This window comes from Streptomyces caeruleatus, from assembly GCF_001514235.1.
GTDB classification, from domain to species: domain Bacteria; phylum Actinomycetota; class Actinomycetes; order Streptomycetales; family Streptomycetaceae; genus Streptomyces; species Streptomyces caeruleatus.
Genome location: NZ_KQ948926.1, coordinates 22,381 through 38,033, shown reverse-complemented (window position 1 = coordinate 38,033; position 15,653 = coordinate 22,381). Strand labels below are relative to the sequence as shown.

17 protein-coding genes are annotated in these 15,653 nt (G+C 71.5%); 13 read left to right on the top strand and 4 right to left on the bottom strand.

What is annotated here, in order from left to right:
• The first annotated feature begins 131 nt into the window (after nucleotides 1-131).
• From AQJ67_RS48155 to AQJ67_RS08970, 3 genes are all read left to right on the top strand, one after another.
• Nucleotides 132-284: a hypothetical protein gene (locus AQJ67_RS48155; RefSeq protein WP_167366195.1), complete on the top strand. Its 153-nt coding sequence runs from the start codon at nucleotides 132-134 to the stop codon at nucleotides 282-284.
• Between the two features lie 94 nt (nucleotides 285-378).
• Nucleotides 379-657 (top strand): hypothetical protein, encoded by a 279-nt coding sequence (locus AQJ67_RS08975; RefSeq protein WP_062717565.1) that lies wholly within the window; start codon nucleotides 379-381, stop codon nucleotides 655-657.
• Between the two features lie 173 nt (nucleotides 658-830).
• The gene (locus AQJ67_RS08970) at nucleotides 831-2,000 is read left to right on the top strand and encodes a cysteine desulfurase family protein (protein ID WP_062717564.1); all 1,170 of its coding nucleotides are present in this window, start codon (nucleotides 831-833) and stop codon (nucleotides 1,998-2,000) included.
• 52 nt (nucleotides 2,001-2,052) lie between these two features.
• Here the strand turns inward: AQJ67_RS08970 and AQJ67_RS08965 are convergent, their stop codons facing one another.
• Complete coding sequence (locus AQJ67_RS08965) at nucleotides 2,053-2,718, bottom strand: N-acetylmuramoyl-L-alanine amidase (protein WP_062717563.1); 666 nt, start codon at nucleotides 2,716-2,718, stop codon at nucleotides 2,053-2,055.
• Nucleotides 2,719-2,777: 59 nt separating this feature from the next.
• On the opposite strand from AQJ67_RS08965, the gene mnmA reads away from it, so the two are divergent.
• Nucleotides 2,778-3,908 (top strand): tRNA 2-thiouridine(34) synthase MnmA, encoded by a 1,131-nt coding sequence (gene mnmA, locus AQJ67_RS08960; protein ID WP_062717562.1) that lies wholly within the window; start codon nucleotides 2,778-2,780, stop codon nucleotides 3,906-3,908.
• A gap of 91 nt (nucleotides 3,909-3,999) precedes the next feature.
• Here the strand turns inward: mnmA and AQJ67_RS08955 are convergent, their stop codons facing one another.
• Together AQJ67_RS08955 and AQJ67_RS08950 are read right to left on the bottom strand one after the other, a co-directional pair.
• Nucleotides 4,000-4,782, bottom strand: coding sequence for an alpha/beta fold hydrolase (locus AQJ67_RS08955; protein WP_062717561.1), 783 nt, complete (start codon nucleotides 4,780-4,782; stop codon nucleotides 4,000-4,002).
• Between the two features lie 37 nt (nucleotides 4,783-4,819).
• The gene (locus AQJ67_RS08950) at nucleotides 4,820-5,143 is read right to left on the bottom strand and encodes a DUF427 domain-containing protein (protein ID WP_062717560.1); all 324 of its coding nucleotides are present in this window, start codon (nucleotides 5,141-5,143) and stop codon (nucleotides 4,820-4,822) included.
• Nucleotides 5,144-5,193: 50 nt separating this feature from the next.
• On the opposite strand from AQJ67_RS08950, the gene AQJ67_RS08945 reads away from it, so the two are divergent.
• The 5 genes from AQJ67_RS08945 to AQJ67_RS08925 all read left to right on the top strand — a co-directional run bounded on the left by AQJ67_RS08945 (nucleotide 5,194) and on the right by AQJ67_RS08925 (nucleotide 12,420).
• The gene (locus AQJ67_RS08945) at nucleotides 5,194-5,733 is read left to right on the top strand and encodes an LOG family protein (RefSeq protein WP_062717559.1); all 540 of its coding nucleotides are present in this window, start codon (nucleotides 5,194-5,196) and stop codon (nucleotides 5,731-5,733) included.
• A gap of 18 nt (nucleotides 5,734-5,751) precedes the next feature.
• Nucleotides 5,752-6,450, top strand: coding sequence for an SDR family oxidoreductase (locus tag AQJ67_RS08940; protein WP_079055848.1), 699 nt, complete (start codon nucleotides 5,752-5,754; stop codon nucleotides 6,448-6,450).
• Nucleotides 6,451-6,701: 251 nt separating this feature from the next.
• On the top strand, nucleotides 6,702-7,703 hold the full coding sequence (locus AQJ67_RS08935; protein WP_079055847.1) for a methionine synthase: 1,002 nt from the start codon (nucleotides 6,702-6,704) through the stop codon (nucleotides 7,701-7,703).
• A gap of 15 nt (nucleotides 7,704-7,718) precedes the next feature.
• Entirely contained in the window at nucleotides 7,719-9,914 is a 2,196-nt protein-coding gene (gene ligA / locus AQJ67_RS08930) for an NAD-dependent DNA ligase LigA (RefSeq protein ID WP_062717557.1), read from the top strand.
• A 271-nt stretch (nucleotides 9,915-10,185) separates the two neighbouring features.
• Nucleotides 10,186-12,420: a putative bifunctional diguanylate cyclase/phosphodiesterase gene (locus tag AQJ67_RS08925; RefSeq protein WP_062717556.1), complete on the top strand. Its 2,235-nt coding sequence runs from the start codon at nucleotides 10,186-10,188 to the stop codon at nucleotides 12,418-12,420.
• Nucleotides 12,421-12,447: 27 nt separating this feature from the next.
• On the opposite strand, the gene AQJ67_RS08920 is transcribed toward AQJ67_RS08925, so the two are convergent.
• Nucleotides 12,448-13,044, bottom strand: a complete 597-nt coding sequence (locus AQJ67_RS08920; RefSeq protein WP_062717555.1) for a TetR/AcrR family transcriptional regulator — start codon at nucleotides 13,042-13,044, stop codon at nucleotides 12,448-12,450.
• 87 nt (nucleotides 13,045-13,131) lie between these two features.
• Here AQJ67_RS08920 and AQJ67_RS08915 point away from each other — a divergent pair, with 87 nt between their 5' ends.
• The 4 genes from AQJ67_RS08915 (at nucleotide 13,132) to AQJ67_RS08900 (ending at nucleotide 15,649) form a co-directional block, all read left to right on the top strand.
• On the top strand, nucleotides 13,132-13,503 hold the full coding sequence (locus AQJ67_RS08915; RefSeq protein WP_062717554.1) for a DUF4267 domain-containing protein: 372 nt from the start codon (nucleotides 13,132-13,134) through the stop codon (nucleotides 13,501-13,503).
• Nucleotides 13,504-13,613: 110 nt separating this feature from the next.
• On the top strand, nucleotides 13,614-13,910 hold the full coding sequence (gene gatC, locus AQJ67_RS08910; protein WP_030851400.1) for an Asp-tRNA(Asn)/Glu-tRNA(Gln) amidotransferase subunit GatC: 297 nt from the start codon (nucleotides 13,614-13,616) through the stop codon (nucleotides 13,908-13,910).
• Nucleotides 13,911-13,916: 6 nt separating this feature from the next.
• On the top strand, nucleotides 13,917-15,410 hold the full coding sequence (gene gatA / locus AQJ67_RS08905) for an Asp-tRNA(Asn)/Glu-tRNA(Gln) amidotransferase subunit GatA (RefSeq protein ID WP_062717553.1): 1,494 nt from the start codon (nucleotides 13,917-13,919) through the stop codon (nucleotides 15,408-15,410).
• Nucleotides 15,407-15,649: a hypothetical protein gene (locus AQJ67_RS08900; protein WP_079055846.1), complete on the top strand. Its 243-nt coding sequence runs from the start codon at nucleotides 15,407-15,409 to the stop codon at nucleotides 15,647-15,649. The genes gatA and AQJ67_RS08900 overlap by 4 nt, the downstream gene beginning before the upstream one ends.
• Nucleotides 15,650-15,653: the final 4 nt, after the last annotated feature.

Below are 15,653 nucleotides of genomic sequence, written 5' to 3'. Positions count from 1 at the left end.
CTGTTCTCTGGAATTGAAAAGCCGTGGAGCGCGCTAGACTCTGAAGTCAGTGAACAACTGTAACTACAACTGTTCACCAAGACGTAACGAGTGAGATCAACGAGAGAGATCTCAGAGGGGGATCCGATCCCATGTTGTTCCTCGTCGCCGCGCTCCTGCTGCTGGGCGTGCTGCTGGGCACCGTGGCCCACGCGCCGCTCGCCTTCACCGCCGTGGCCGCCGCCGTCATCGCCGTCTGGCTGGGCATCTTCGCCGCACGCGAGCGCCGCGCCCGCCGCAACTGACCCGCCGCCGCAACTGACCCGCCGTCGCGCCCGACTTCGGCCGTCGCGACCGACTTGCTATCGCACCGCACCGACTTCTCAGGAGCTGACACCCATGCAACTCACCGCCCCGGCCACCGGTCGTCCCGCCACCCGCCCGCGCACCCGCGACGCCGACGGCATGGCCGTCGCGTCCTTCATCCTGGGTCTCCTGGGCCTCCTGGTCTTCAACCTCTTCCTCGGCCCGACCGCCATCGTCCTGGCCGCCGCGTCCCTGTGGCGCGGCACCCAGCGCAAGGGCCGGGCGTACCTGGGCATGGGCCTGGGCGTCGCCGACCTGCTGGTCCTGCTGGCGTTCGTGCAGATGGACAACACGCTGTCCTGGAACTTCTGACCCCGGAGGGCAGCCAACTCTGTGGCCGTCCAACCCCGTGGGCAAACGTTCCGCATGGCGGAACTGGCGGGCACGGCCTGCAGCGCCGGGTCCCACGCGACAAACGCCGGCGTCAACGCAGAGCGCACCGCCGCTCAAGCCCAGCGCCGCGGCCCCGTAGAATCGTCGCCACCATGGCTTACCTCGACCACGCCGCGACGACCCCCATGCTTCCGGAGGCGGCAGAGGCGCTGACCGCCCAGCTGAGCGTCACCGGCAACGCCTCCTCCCTCCACGCGTCCGGCCGCCGCGCGAGGCGCACCGTCGAGGAGGCCCGCGAGACCCTCGCGGAAGCGCTCGGCGCCCGCCCCAGCGAGGTCGTCCTCACCTCCGGCGGCACCGAGGCCGACAACCTCGCGGTCAAGGGCCTGTACTGGTCCCGCCGCGACGCCGACCCGGCACGCACCCGCGTCCTGGCCAGCCCCGTAGAGCACCACGCCGTCCTCGACGCCGTCCACTGGCTCGGCGAGCACGAGGGCGCGACGATCGAGTACCTCCCGGTCGACTCCCACGGCCGGGTCCACGCCGACGCCCTGCGCGAAGCCATCGCCCGCAACCCCGACGACGTCGCCCTGGCCACCGTGATGTGGGCCAACAACGAGATCGGCACCGTCATGCCGATCCGTGAACTGGCCGACGCGGCAAGCGAGTTCGACATCCCGCTGCACGCCGACGCGGTCCAGGCCTTCGGTCAGGTCCCCGTCGACTTCGCCGCCTCCGGCCTCGCCGCGATGACCGTCTCCGGCCACAAGATCGGCGGGCCGTACGGCATCGGCGCCCTGCTCCTCGGCCGTGACCAGACCCCCGTCCCCGTCCTGCACGGCGGCGGCCAGGAACGGCACGTGCGCTCCGGCACCCTCGACGTCCCCGCCGTCACCTCCTTCGCCGTCGCCGGCCGACTCGCCGCCGAGCAGCGCGAGTGGTTCGCGTCCGAGATCGGCGCCCTGCGCGACGCCTTGGTCGAAGCGGTCCGTACGGCCGTCCCGGACGCGATCCTCGGCGGCGACCCGGCGCCCGGCGGCCGACTGCCGGCCAACGCGCACTTCACCTTCCCCGGCTGCGAGGGCGACTCCCTGCTGCTGCTCCTGGACGCCCAGGGCATCGAGTGCTCCACCGGCTCCGCCTGCACCGCCGGCGTCGCCCAGCCCAGTCACGTCCTGCTGGCCACCGGCACCGACCCGGACCTCGCCCGCGGCACCCTGCGCTTCTCCCTCGGCCACACCTCCACGGAGGCCGACGTCGAGGCGGTCGCCAAGGCCATCGGCCCGGCGGTGGAGCGGGCGCGGGCGGCCGGCCTCACCTGAGGGCAGGCGCCGGCCGCGGCGGTCGAGGGGCGGCGGGGCGACCGCCCCGGGATCACGCCTGCGCCGTACGCGCCGCGCGCACCAGCTTCATGTACCGGTCCCAGTCCCAGTGCTTCCCGGGGTCCGTGTGGTCCGTCCCCGGCACCTCCACGTGCCCGATGATGTGCTCGCGGTCGACGGGGATGTCGTAGCGGGCGCATATTCGGGCCGTGAGCCGGGCCGAGGCCTCGTACATCTCGTCGGTGAGGTCCTGCGGCCGGTCCACGAAGCCCTCGTGCTCGATGCCGACACTGCGCTCGTTGTAGTCGCGGTTGCCCGCGTGGTACGCCACGTCCAGCTCGCGGATCATCTGCGTGATGTGACCGTCCTTGCGGACGATGTAGTGCGCGGCCGCGCCGTGCTCCGGGTCCTGGAACACCTTCACCGCGCTGTCGAAGCTGCCCTGGGTGACATGGATGATCACCATGTCCACGCCGTAGTCGTCGGGACGGTCCGCCCGCCGCCAGTTCGCGTCCGACGCCGCCACCCAGCGCGCCCCCGCGAAGTCGACCTCGCCCTCCTTGCGCGGCTTCTCCACGCCGGGCACCCGCCACCACAAACGCGCGAGCTCGTCGCGGGCCAGCACGGCCGAGCCCGCCGCTGCCACCGTCCCACCAATCAGCAACGCGCGACGCCCGACCTTCCGGTCGCCGTCCTTCGGAGCCTTCCGCTGTCCCATGTGATCGTCAACGGATACTCGCGGGCCCTGGTTCCCGCGCCCCGTACCCTGGAAGGGTTATGACTGACACCGCGCAGCCCTCCCGCCCCCTCCGCGTCCTCGCCGCCATGTCCGGCGGGGTCGACTCCGCCGTCGCCGCCGCCCGTGCGGCCGAAGCGGGCCACGACGTGACCGGCGTCCACCTCGCGCTCTCCGCGAACCCCCAATCCTTCCGCACGGGCGCGCGGGGCTGTTGCACCATCGAGGACTCCCGGGACGCCCGCCGCGCCGCCGACGTCATCGGCATCCCGTTCTACGTGTGGGACCTCGCCGACCGCTTCCGCGAGGACGTCGTCGAGGACTTCGTCGCCGAGTACGAGGCCGGCCGCACCCCGAACCCCTGCCTGCGCTGCAACGAGAAGATCAAGTTCGCTGCCCTGCTGGACAAGGCGCTGGCGCTGGGCTTCGACGCCGTCTGCACCGGCCACTACGCACAGGTCGTCCTGCGCGAGGACGGCACCCGCGAGCTGCACCGCGCCTCCGACATGGCCAAGGACCAGTCGTACGTCCTCGGCGTCCTGGACGACAAGCAGCTGGCGCACGCCATGTTCCCGCTTGGCGACACGGTGACGACGAAGGACGAGATCCGCGCGGAGGCCGAGCGCCGGGGCCTCGCCGTCGCCAAGAAGCCCGACTCGCACGACATCTGCTTCATCGCCGACGGCGACACCCAGGGCTTCCTCGCGAACCGCCTCGGCAAGGCCGAGGGCGACATCGTCGACGAGTCCGGCGCCAAGCTCGGCACGCACGAGGGCGCCTACGGCTTCACCATCGGCCAGCGCAAGGGCCTGCGCATCGGCACCCCGGCCGCCGACGGCAAGCCGCGCTACGTCCTCGACATCTCGCCGGTGAACAACACGGTCACGGTCGGCCCGGCCGCCGCCCTGGACGTCAGCGCCCTCACCGCGATCAAGCCCCGCTGGTGCGGCGCCGCCCCGACCGGCCCCGGCACCTACACCGCCCAGCTGCGCGCCCACGGCGGCGAGACCGAGGTGAGCGCCGAGCTGGTCGACGGCTCCCTGGAGGTCACCTTCACCGAGCCCGTCCGCGGTGTCGCCCCCGGCCAGGCGGTCGTCCTGTACGACGGCACGCGCGTGGTGGGCTCGGCGACGATCGCATCCACGGTGCGGGCGACGCCCACGACCGTCTGAGGCCGGCCGCCGGGCATCGCGTCCACGGTGCGGGCGACGCCCACGACCGTCTGAGGCCGGCCGCCGGGCACACGCGCGTACCCGGCACCGGTCACCCTCCGAAGAACTCCGCCAGCACCGGCCCCAGCACCTCCGGCTCCACCATGTGGGTCTGCCCCTCCAGGCACCGGTACGTCCCCTCGGGCACGGCCTCCGCGACCGCCCGCGCCGCCTCCCGCATCCACGCCGGGCTCGCGCCGCCCGCGACCGACAGCACCGGAACGCCGATCGAGGCCAGCCGCTCCCGGGGCACCAGGCCGTCGCCGAGCACGGCGTCGTCGTAGGCGAGGCTCGGCGCGATCGTCTCCATGCCGGGCCACATGGGGGACTGGCGGGCGCCCTGGATCATCTGCTCGGCCATCCCGGTCAGCCGCAGGAACAGCTCGACCGCGTCCCCGCGCCGGCCCTGCGCGAGTGCCTCGGTCAGGTTCGCCGTGTACGCGGAGCGCTGCGCCGCGCCGCCCTCCACGAAGTCCGCGAACGGCACCTCGTACACCGCGACCTGACGCACCGGCAGCCCGCTCGCCGCCGCCTCCAGCACCAGCGCCCCGCCCGACGAGACGCCGCACAGCGCCGCCTCGCCGCCCACCGCCTCGATCAGCGCGGCGAGGTCCTCGACCTCGCGGTCCACCGCGTACGGGTGCGTGTCCCCGCTCCCACCACGCCCTCGGCGGTCGTACCAGACGACCCTGAACCGATCCGCCAAGGGCACGGCCAGCGGCGCCACCGTGCCCCCGGTCGACATCGCGCCGCTGACGAGGATCACCGCCGGGCCGTCACCGCTGGTCGCGTACGCGATGGAGGTGCCGTCGGCCGAATTGGTGTTCTTGTCCATGTCTGTGGAGATTGCCGTACGAGGCGGAACTAATCGTTCACGACACTTCGACTTCGTAGAAGCAGAGGTGGTCCTTGATCTCGGACACGTCGGGCTTCGGGTCCGGGTACGCCCAGACGAGGTCCGCCGCGTCCGGCAGCGACCAGTAGGAGGCCGTTCCCTTGAACGGGCAGTAGGTGTGCGTGTCGGAGGGCGTCAGCAGGTCCAGGCGTACGTCCTCGGCCGGGATGTAGTACCGCGGGGGACAGCCCGTCTCCCGCAGGACGAGGGGCCGCTCGCTCTCCGCGAGGACCTGGTCGCCGTGGACGACCCGTACGTGCCGCGTGCCCTGCTCGATCGTGATCGTGTGTCCGTCAGCCATATCCGGAAAGCACTCGCGGGCGCCGGGTTCTTCCCGCGTACGGTGGCTCCATGCGAATCTGCGTCTTCCTCTCCGCCGCCGACCTCGACGACCGCTACACACGCCCCGCGCGCGAGTTCGCGAAACTGCTGGGCAAGGGCGGGCACACGCTCGTGTGGGGCGGCTCCGACGTGGGTCTGATGAAGGTCGTCGCCGACGGCGTGCAGGAGGCGGGCGGCCGGCTGGCCGGGGTCTCCGTGGAGTTCCTGGCCGCCAAGGTGCGCCCCGGCGTCGACGAGATGGTGATCGCGAAGGACCTGGCCGAGCGCAAGAGGCTGCTCCTGGAGAAGGCCGACGCCGTGGTGATCATGGTCGGCGGCACCGGGACCCTGGACGAGGCGACCGAGATCCTTGAGCTGAAGAAGCACGGCCACACCGACAAGCCGGTGGTCCTGCTCAACACCGCGGGCTTCTACGACGGCCTGAAGGAACAGTTCCGCCGCATGGAGGACGAGGGCTTCCTGCCCCGCCCGCTGAGCGACCTGGTGTTCTTCGCGGACGAGCCGGTCGGGGCGCTGGCCTACCTTGAAGAGAGCCGGGGCGTGGCCTGACCGCCGCCTGATGCGAGCATGGCGGGCATGGCTACACATGTGATCACCGGAGCGGGCTCCGGCATCGGCGCGGCCGTCGCCCGCCGGCTGCACGCGCGCGGGGACGATCTCGTCCTCCACGCGCGCGACGCGGGCCGTGCGAAGGAGCTGGCCGCTCAGTTCCCCGGCGCGAGGACGCTGGTCGGCGACCTCGCGGACCCGGACAAGCTGTCGTGGGCCTTCTCCCACCAGTCGCTCCCCGACCGGGTGGACTCCCTGCTCCACATCGCGGGGGTGGTGGACCTCGGTCCGGTCGGCGACCTGACTCCGAAGTCCTGGCGCCACCAGCTGAACGTCAACCTCATCTCCCCGGCCGAGCTGACCCGGCACTTCCTTCCGCAGCTCCGGGCCGCCGGCGGTCACGTGCTCTTCGTGAACTCCGGCGCCGGGCTCAACGCCCACGCCGACTGGTCCGCGTACGCCGCGTCCAAGCACGGTCTGAAGGCCCTCGCGGACTCCCTCCGGCACGAGGAGCACGGCAACGGCGTCCGGGTCACCACCGTCTATCCCGGCCGCACGGCGAGCCCCATGCAGGCCAAGGTCCACCAGCAGGAGGGCAAGGAGTACGACGCGTCGAAGTGGATCGACCCGGAGTCGGTGGCGACGACGATCCTGCTGGCCCTGGACCTGCCGAGGGACGCCGAGGTGAACGACCTGACGGTACGCCCCGGCAGATAGCCGCCTCTCCGTCGCCCCCGCCGCCCCTACCCGTCCCATCCCCAGGGGCTCCGCCCCTTCGACCCCGAGGTCGTTCCTCGGGTGCGGGCCGGTGGGGGCTGGTCGCGCAGTTCCCCGCGCCCCTACAGGCCCTTCAGCCCGTCCGGCGTTTGAGGACGAGGCCCGGAGGGCCGACAGCGGGGGTCTGGGGGCGGAGCCCCCAGGGATGGGACGGGTAGGGGCGGCGGGGGCGGGAAACATAGGCTGCTCACGTGAACGCAGACATCCGCTTCGGCGCAGCCACAGCCGTCGGCTCCATGCCCGGCGCCGACGCCCGGGAGGCGGCCAAGACCGTCACCGGCTCCTTCGAGGACTTCCCCCACCTCCCCGAGCTCCCCGCCCGCGGCCCCGGCGCGGACATGATCGGCCGCACCGCGGGACTGCTCGTCGAGCTGTACGCACGCGTGGAGCCCAGCGGTTGGCGCATCGGGGACCGCCCGGGCCGCGACACCAGGCGCGCCCGCTCCTGGCTGGGCGAGGACCTCGACGCACTGGAGGAGTTCACCCAGGGACACGAGGGACTGCTGAAGATCCAGGCAGTCGGCCCCTGGACCCTGGCCGCCGCACTGGAGTTGAGGAACGGCGAGGTCGCCCTCTCCGACCCCGGCGCCTGCCGCGACCTCACCGCCTCCCTCGCCGAGGGCCTGCGCCTGCACCTGGAGGAGGTACACCGCCGAGTACCCGCCGCACAGCTCGTCCTCCAGCTCGACGAACCCTCCCTCGTCGCCGTACTCCGCGGGCAGGTCAAGTCGGCCAGCGGCTACCGCACCCACCGCGCCGTGGACCGGCAGATCGTCGAGGCCGGCCTGCGCGACGTCGTCGGGGTTCACGGCGACGGCCCCGTCGTGGTCCACTCGTGCGCACCGGACGTCCCGTTCGCCCTGCTGCGCCGGGCGGGCGCCGCGGCGATCTCCTTCGACTTCTCCCTCCTCACCGAGCGTGACGACGACGTGATCGGTGAGGCGGTGGAAGCGGGGACGCGGCTCTTCGCCGGTGTCGTCCCGGGCACGGACGGCCGATTGTCAGACCCTGCCGGTAGCGTCATGGGTGTCAGGACGCTGTGGCGCAGGTTGGGGCTGGCACCGGGGCTTCTCGCGGAGGCGGTCACCATCACGCCGTCGTGCGGACTCGCGGGGGCCTCCCCGGAGTACGCGCGCAGGGCACTCGCCCACTGTGTCCAGGCGGCGAGATCCCTCGCGGACAACCCAGAGTAACGGGAGGACGATACGGTGGCCGGCGACAAGCAGGCGGAGACGACGGCGGTGCCCGCCGAGGCCCGCGACGAGCACGCGCAGCTGGCGGAGCAGGTCGAGGAGCACCGCTTCCGGTACTACGTGAAGGACGCGCCCGTCATCAGCGACGCGGACTTCGACAAGCTGCTGAAGACGCTGGAGGCGCTGGAGGAGAAGTATCCGGAGCTGCGCACACCGGACTCGCCGACCCAGAAGGTCTCGGGGTCCTACGAGACGGAGTTCACGGCGGTCGAGCACCGCCAGCGGATGCTCTCGCTCGACAACACCTTCAACGACGACGAACTGGCCGCCTGGCTCGACCGCATCGCCCGGGAGCTGGGCGAGCAGGCGTACCACTTCCTGTGCGAGCTGAAGGTGGACGGCCTCGCCGTCAACCTCACCTACGAGAACGGCCGCCTCACCCGCGCGGCCACCCGAGGCGACGGCCGTACCGGCGAGGACATCACCCCGAACGTCCGCACCATCGCGGAGATCCCGGACCGCCTCCAGGGCGACGAGGTCCCCGACCTGGTGGAGATCCGCGGCGAGGTCTACTTCCCGATGGAGAAGTTCCTCGACCTCAACGAGCGTCTGGTAGCGGCGGGCGACAAGCCCTTCGCCAACCCCCGTAACGCCGCCGCCGGTTCGCTGCGCCAGAAGGACCCGCGCGTCACCGCCACCCGCCCGCTGCACATGGTCGTCCACGGCATCGGCGCGCTGGAGGGCTTCACGGGCATGACCCGCCTCTCCCAGGCCTACGACCTCCTCAAGACCTGGGGTCTGCCCACCTCGCCGCACAACCGCGTGGTCGACGACCTCGGCGGGGTACGGGAGTTCATCGCCTACTACGGCGAGAACCGCCACTCCGTGGAGCACGAGATCGACGGAGTCGTCGTCAAGCTCGACGAGATCCGCCTCCAGGGCCGCCTCGGCTCCACCGCGCGTGCCCCGCGCTGGGCCATCGCCTACAAGTACGCGCCGGAAGAGGTCAACACCAAGCTCGTCGACATCAAGGTCGGTGTCGGCCGCACCGGTCGGGTGACGCCCTACGCCCAGGTCGAGCCGGTCACGGTGGCCGGCAGCGAGGTGGAGTTCGCGACGCTGCACAACCAGGAGGTCGTCAAGGCCAAGGGCGTGCTCATCGGCGACACCGTGGTCATCCGCAAGGCCGGGGACGTCATCCCGGAGATCCTCGGCCCGGTCGTCGACCTGCGCGACGGCGGCGAGCGGGAGTTCGTGATGCCGAGCGAGTGCCCGGAGTGCGGTACGGCGCTCCGGCCCATGAAGGAGGGCGACATCGACCTCCGCTGCCCCAACGCCCGTACCTGCCCTGCCCAGTTGCGGGAGCGGGTCTCCTATCTCGCGGGCCGCGAGTGCCTGGACATCGAGCACTTCGGTGGCGTGGCCGCCGCCGCGCTCACCCGCCCGTTGGAGCCGGCCGAACCGCCGCTGGTCGACGAGGGCGACCTGTTCGACCTGACGGTGGAGAAGCTGCTGCCCATCAAGGCCTATGTCCTCGACCAGGACAGCGGTCTGCCCAAGCGGGACCCCAAGACGGGCGAGGAGAAGGTCGTCACGGTCTTCGCCAACCAGAAGGGCGAGCCGAAGAAGAACACCCTCGCCCTGCTGGAGCACATCGAGGCGGCCAAGCAGCGCCCGCTCGCCCGGTTCCTCAACGGGCTGTCCATCCGGCATGTCGGGCCGGTGGCGGCGCAGGCCCTCGCGCGCGAGTTCCGCTCGGTGGACCGCATCGAACAGGCCACAGAAGAGGAGCTGGCGGCGACCGACGGCGTCGGGCCCATCATCGCCGCCGCGCTCAAGGAGTGGTTCGCCGAGGACTGGCACCGCGAGATCGTCCGGAAGTGGAAGGCCGCCGGCGTCCCGCTGGAGGAGCAGTCGACTGGCGAGGACGAAGGCCCCCGTCCGCTGGAAGGGCTTACCGTCGTCGTCACCGGCACGCTGGAGCAGTTCACCCGCGACGGCGCCAAGGAGGCGTTGCAGAGTCGCGGAGCGAAAGTCACCGGTTCCGTTTCGAAGAAGACATCTTTTGTGGTCGTGGGTGACAGCCCGGGGTCCAAGTACGACAAGGCCATGCAGCTCAAGGTGCCTGTTCTGAACGAGGACGGCTTCACCGTCCTGTTGGAACAGGGACCGGACGCGGCGGCCGAAGTTGCCCTCCCCGCGCAGGAGTAGCGGTTGAAGGCCCCCTGATCGGCGCATACCAGATGCATACGGGTGCCTGGGGCGCATTCGGGCAACCGTTGACGACCGCTGCCCGTGGAAGCCTTCTGCGGCCTACTGTTGAGGTGTGCGCCTGCCGTGCCCAGCTGCGGTTGGGGCATCCCCTTGCTCTGCACGAGCCTTGAAGGGCGGGGGAAGGGTTTTCCAACGCGGCGCCGTTGAAGGTTGTTGTCGGGCATCGGGCCGCGTGGCGTGGGCACCGCCGGCTGTGAGAGGGACGGGAATGGAACCGACCGAGAGCGCCGCCCCCGACTCACGGCTGCGCCGGATGGCCGGCGCGTGGCGGGGGTGGGCGGCGCGAAGCGCGGAACGTTCGCGCTTGGAAAGAGGCGCGGCGGGCGGCGCCGGACAGCGCGCCGCCGCGGACGGTCACACCGCCGTGCGGCTCGACGCCGACCACACCACCGGGCCACCCGACTCCGACCACGAACGGCACCTGTCCTGGCCCGCGCTGCCGGCGGCGGTCGTCGCGGCGGCCGGGTTCGTCCTCGGCGCCGGGTTCTACCGGGCGTTCACCGGCGACCACGCGCTCTTCCCGTCCGGCACCGTCGGCTGGTCCCTGGCCGTGCTGACCGGCATCATCGTCGGCCACCTCGTCGCACTCGGCCGCGCCCGCTGGTGGGGCGGCACCGGCTCCGGCGCCGCCCTCACCCTCGCCGTGCTGATGCTGTACGGCTGGGTCCCCGCCGGCATGGTCAGCCTCACCGTGGTCGTGCTGGTCGGCGTCGCCCGCCGGGGCCGCTGGCGGCAAGGCGTGCTGCACGGCGCGGTGGACATCCTCGGCATCGCCGCCGGCGCTCTGGTGCTGGCCGCCTTCGGCCGGGTGCCGACCGTCGAGAACCCCTGGGACCCGGACACCTGGACGCTCTACACCGCCCCTGGCGTGGTCCTTGTCGCCGCCGCGTATCTCGCGGTCACCCGCGTCCTGCAGTGGTATCTGAACGCCCCGCGCGGCGGCCTGCCCACCGTCGCCCGCACCGCCCTGGTCCGCCAGGGCCTGGTCGCGGTCGCGCTGCTTGGCATCGCACCGCTGGTGTGCGTCGTCGCCCTCGCCAAGCCCCTGCTGCTGCCGCTGTTCGCCATCCCGCTCATCGCCCTCGACTCCACCCTGTGGATCGCCCGGGCGCGCGCGGAGGAGCAGCTGCGCGACCCGCTGACCGGACTGCCCAACCGGCAGTGGCTGCTGGAACGGATCTGGACCGCGCTCGACGACGCCGAGCGCATCGGCGCCCGGTCCGCCCTGATGCTGATCGACCTCGACCGTTTCCGATCGGTCAACGACACGCTCGGTCATCTCGCCGGAGACCGGTTGCTGTTGCAGATAGCAGATCGGCTGCGCCTCGCCCTGCCGCGCGGAGCGGAGGCCGCGCGGCTCGGCGGCGACGAGTTCGCCGTCTTACTGCCGGTCGCCGACTCCACGACGTCCGCGACCCGGGTGGCCCGCAGTCTGGTCGCCGCCCTCAGCTCCCCGCTCGACCTCGACGGACTCACCCTGGTCCTGGAGGCCAGTGCGGGCGTCGCCGTCTTCCCCGACCACGCCCTCGACGCCGAGGGGATGCTGCGGCGCGCGGACGTGGCGATGTACCAGGCGAAGCGGGACCGTACGGGCGTAGAGGTCTACGAGTCGAAGCGGGACTCCAACACCCCGGACCGGCTGGGTCTGCTGGGCGACCTGCGCCGGGCCCTGGACGCGCACGAGGTCGAGCTGCACTACCAGCCGAAGGTCCGCTTCGACGGTCAGGTCGCGGGCCTGGAGGCGCTGGTCCGCTGGGTGCATCCGGAGCGCGGGAAGGTGCCGCCGGACGAGTTCATAGCCATCGCCGAGTCGTCGGGGCTGATGCCGCAGCTGACGGAGTACGTGCTGGAGACGGCGCTCGGGCAGGTGGCGCGATGGCGTGCCCAGGGGCTGTACGTGCCGGTCGCGGTCAACGTCTCTCCCCGCGACGTCCACACCCCCGGATTCGCCGGCTCCGTCGCCGCGCGGCTCGCCCGGCACGGCGTCCCGGCGGGAGCGCTCCAATTGGAGATAACGGAACACGTCCTGCTGGAGGACCCGCAGCGCGCGGCCGACACGCTCGCCGGACTGACCGGCCACGGCGTGAAGATGTCCCTGGACGACTTCGGCACCGGGTACTCCTCCCTCGTGCACCTCAGACGGCTGCCCGTGAGCGAGCTGAAGATCGACCGCTCGTTCGTGGCGCGGCTCGCGGTGGACAACGAGGACGCGGAGATCGTGCGCTGCACCGTGGACCTGGCGCACTCCCTGGGCCTGCTCGTGGTCGCCGAGGGCGTCGAGGACGACGAGACCTGGGAACGCCTGCGGGACCTGCGCTGCGACGCCGTACAGGGGTGGCTGGTCGCGGCGGCGATGCCGCCGGAGGAGACGACGGCATGGCTGCGCGCCCGGGGCTCCCGGGGCTGGCAGCGGCCGCGCGCCGCACTGCCCGCCGCCGAGTGACCTCGTCGACGTCCGGCACCCCGCCCGTTACGCCCCCGCCCGCTGCGCCCCCGCCGTGAAGTGCCGCGTCAGCAGCTCCAGTCGCCGCTGATGCGCCCGCTCCGGTAGCCGGCCGCTGCGCATCAGGGTGACCAGGCCGTGCAGGGCGGCCCAGTACGTCTCCGTGAGCAGACCCGGGTCGTCCCCCTCGGCGGCGATCGGCTCGACCGCCGCCAGCAGTTCACCGAAGGCCTCCTGGAGCGCGGCCGGGGCCTCGGGCGTGGCGAACGGCAGGTCTACGCGGAGCGTGAACATCGCGTCGTACAGGGCCGGTCGGCGCCGGGCGAACGCCGTGTACGCCTCGCCCACCGCAGCGAGCGCCCCGTGTCTGCCCTTCGCCGCCGTCCGGGCCGTACGCAACTCGACGGCCATCTCGGCGCAGCCCTGCACCGCGACCGCCGCCATGATCGCGGTCTTGCCCTTGAAGTGGCTGTAGAGGACGGGCTGGCTGTACTCGATCTCGGCCGCCAGCCGGCGCGTGGTGACCGCGTCCCAGCCCTCGGCCTCCGCCAGCTCCCGGGCGGCCGTGACGATCAGCCGCTCGCGCTCCGCTCGTTCGCGCTCCCGGCGCGTCTGGATCGACATGCCACGAATTCTAGCAGCGCTAGCCAACCTGTCAGTGCTCTGCTAGCTTCGCTCCCATCCCTAGCGCTGCTAGCAAGGAGTGAGGACATGACCGTGACCGCGTACACCCTGGCCGTCGTGCTCGATCTGTTCTGTGTGTTCCTCGGGTACCGGTTCCTGTTCCAGCCCGCCTCGGCCGCCGCCGGCTACGGCGTCCCGGCCCGGCCGGACGGCGACGCCGGCGCCTATCTGTCGATCAAGGGCCTGCGCGACGGCACCTTCGGCCTGCTCGGCCTCGCGCTGCTGTTCTTCGTGGGCGCCCGCGCCGAGGCCTGGTTCATGCTCGCGGTGGCGATCGTGCCGCTCTTCGACACGCTGATAGTGCTGCGGCACGGCGGTACGAAGGCCGTCGCCTTCGGCATTCACTTCGCCACGGCGGTGGTCGTACTCATCAGTGCCGTCCTGCTCTTCCTCGTCTGAGGCCGGGACGGGGTCCGCGAACGGGGCCGGGGAAACCGTTTCACGGGCATCCCTCCCCGCCCCATAGGATTGGCCCCAAACCACAAACTCTCACCCCAGAGGATCGCTGCATGCCTGGCATCACGCGCGAGGAGGTCGCCCACCTCGCCCGGCTGGCGCGTCTGGAGCTGAAGCCCGAAGAGCTCGAGCACTTCGCGGGACAGCTGGACGACATCATCGGCGCGGTCGCACGCGTCAGCGAGGTCGCCGACCAAGACGTACCGCCGACCTCGCACCCGCTCCCGCTGACGAACGTCATGCGCAAGGACGAGGTCCGTCCCTCGCTCACCCCCGAGCAGGCGCTCTCCGGCGCCCCGGCCCAGGAGCAGCAGCGTTTCAAGGTGCCGCAGATCCTGGGGGAGGACTAAGAAGTCATGACGGACATCATCAAGCTCACCGCCGCCGAGACCGCCGCGAAGATCGCCTCCGGCGAGCTCACCGCGGTCGAGGTCACCGAGGCCCACCTGGCCCGTATCGAGGCCGTCGACGAGAAGGTGCACGCCTTCCTGTACGTCGACCGCGAGGGCGCCCTGGCCCAGGCGCGGGCCGTCGACGAGAAGCGGGAGAGGGGCGAGAAGCTCGGACCGCTCGCCGGTGTTCCCCTCGCGCTGAAGGACATCTTCACCACCGAGGGCATCCCGACGACCGTCGGTTCGAAGATCCTCGAAGGCTGGATCCCGCCGTACGACGCCACCCTCACCAAGCGCCTCAAGGCCGCCGACGTCGTCATCCTCGGCAAGACCAACATGGACGAGTTCGCCATGGGGTCGTCGACGGAGAACAGCGCCTACGGCCCGACCGGCAACCCCTGGGACCTCACCAAGATCCCCGGCGGTTCCGGTGGCGGTTCGTCCGCCGCGCTCGCCTCCTTCCAGGCCCCCCTCGCCATCGGCACCGACACCGGCGGCTCCATCCGCCAGCCGGCCGCCGTCACCGGCACGGTGGGCGTCAAGCCGACGTACGGGGCGGTCTCCCGCTACGGCATGGTGGCGTTCTCCAGCTCCCTCGACCAGGGCGGGCCCTGTGCCCGTACGGTTCTCGACGCGGCGCTGCTGCACGAGGTCATCGCCGGCCACGACCCGCTCGACTCGACGTCCATCGACGCCCCGGTCCCGCCGGTCGTCGAGGCCGCCCGCAACGGCAGCGTCCAGGGCATGCGCGTCGGCGTCGTCAAGCAGTTCCGCGGCGAGGGCTACCAGGCCGGCGTCATCCAGCGTTTCGACGAGTCCGTCGCCCTGCTCAAGGAGCTGGGCGCCGAGATCGTCGAGCTGGACTGCCCGTCCTTCGACCTCGCGCTCTCCGCGTACTACCTGATCGCGCCCTCCGAGTGCTCCTCCAACCTCGCCCGCTTCGACGGCCTGCGCTACGGCCTGCGGACCGGCGACGACGGCTCGAACTCCGCCGAGGCGGTCACGTCGATCACCCGTGAGGCGGGCTTCGGTCCCGAGGTCAAGCGCCGCATCATGCTCGGCACGTACGCCCTGTCGAGCGGGTACTACGACGCGTACTACGGCTCCGCGCAGAAGGTCCGTACGCTCATCACCCGCGACTTCGAGAAGGCCTTCGAGCAGGTCGACGTCATCGTCTCGCCGACGACGCCGACCACCGCCTTCCCGATCGGCGAGCGTGCCGACGACCCGATGGCGATGTACCTCGCCGACCTGTGCACCATCCCGACGAACCTCGCGGGCAACGCGGCCATGTCGCTGCCCTGCGGTCTCGCCCCGGAGGACAACCTCCCGGTCGGCCTGCAGATCATCGCCCCCGCGCTGAAGGACGACCGTCTTTACAAGGTCGGGGCGGCCGTCGAGGCGGCCTTCGTGGAAAAGTGGGGTCACCCGCTGATCGAGGAGGCTCCGTCGCTGTGAGTAAGGCAATGTCCAAGGCCAAGGGCTTCAAGAACTCCAAGTCCGGCCTGTACCTGTCCATGGCCACCACCGCGTTCGGTGCGGTCAACGTCGTCAAGCAGGCCAAGAAGGCCCGCGTGGAGAGCGACACGCTCCGTCTGATCGACGCCGCCGTGTCCGCGACCGCGATCGTCACCGGCCTCGCCATCCTCTACCGCGAGCTGAAGCGGCTGGGCGACGACGACGTCCTGCTGGGCTGAGAGG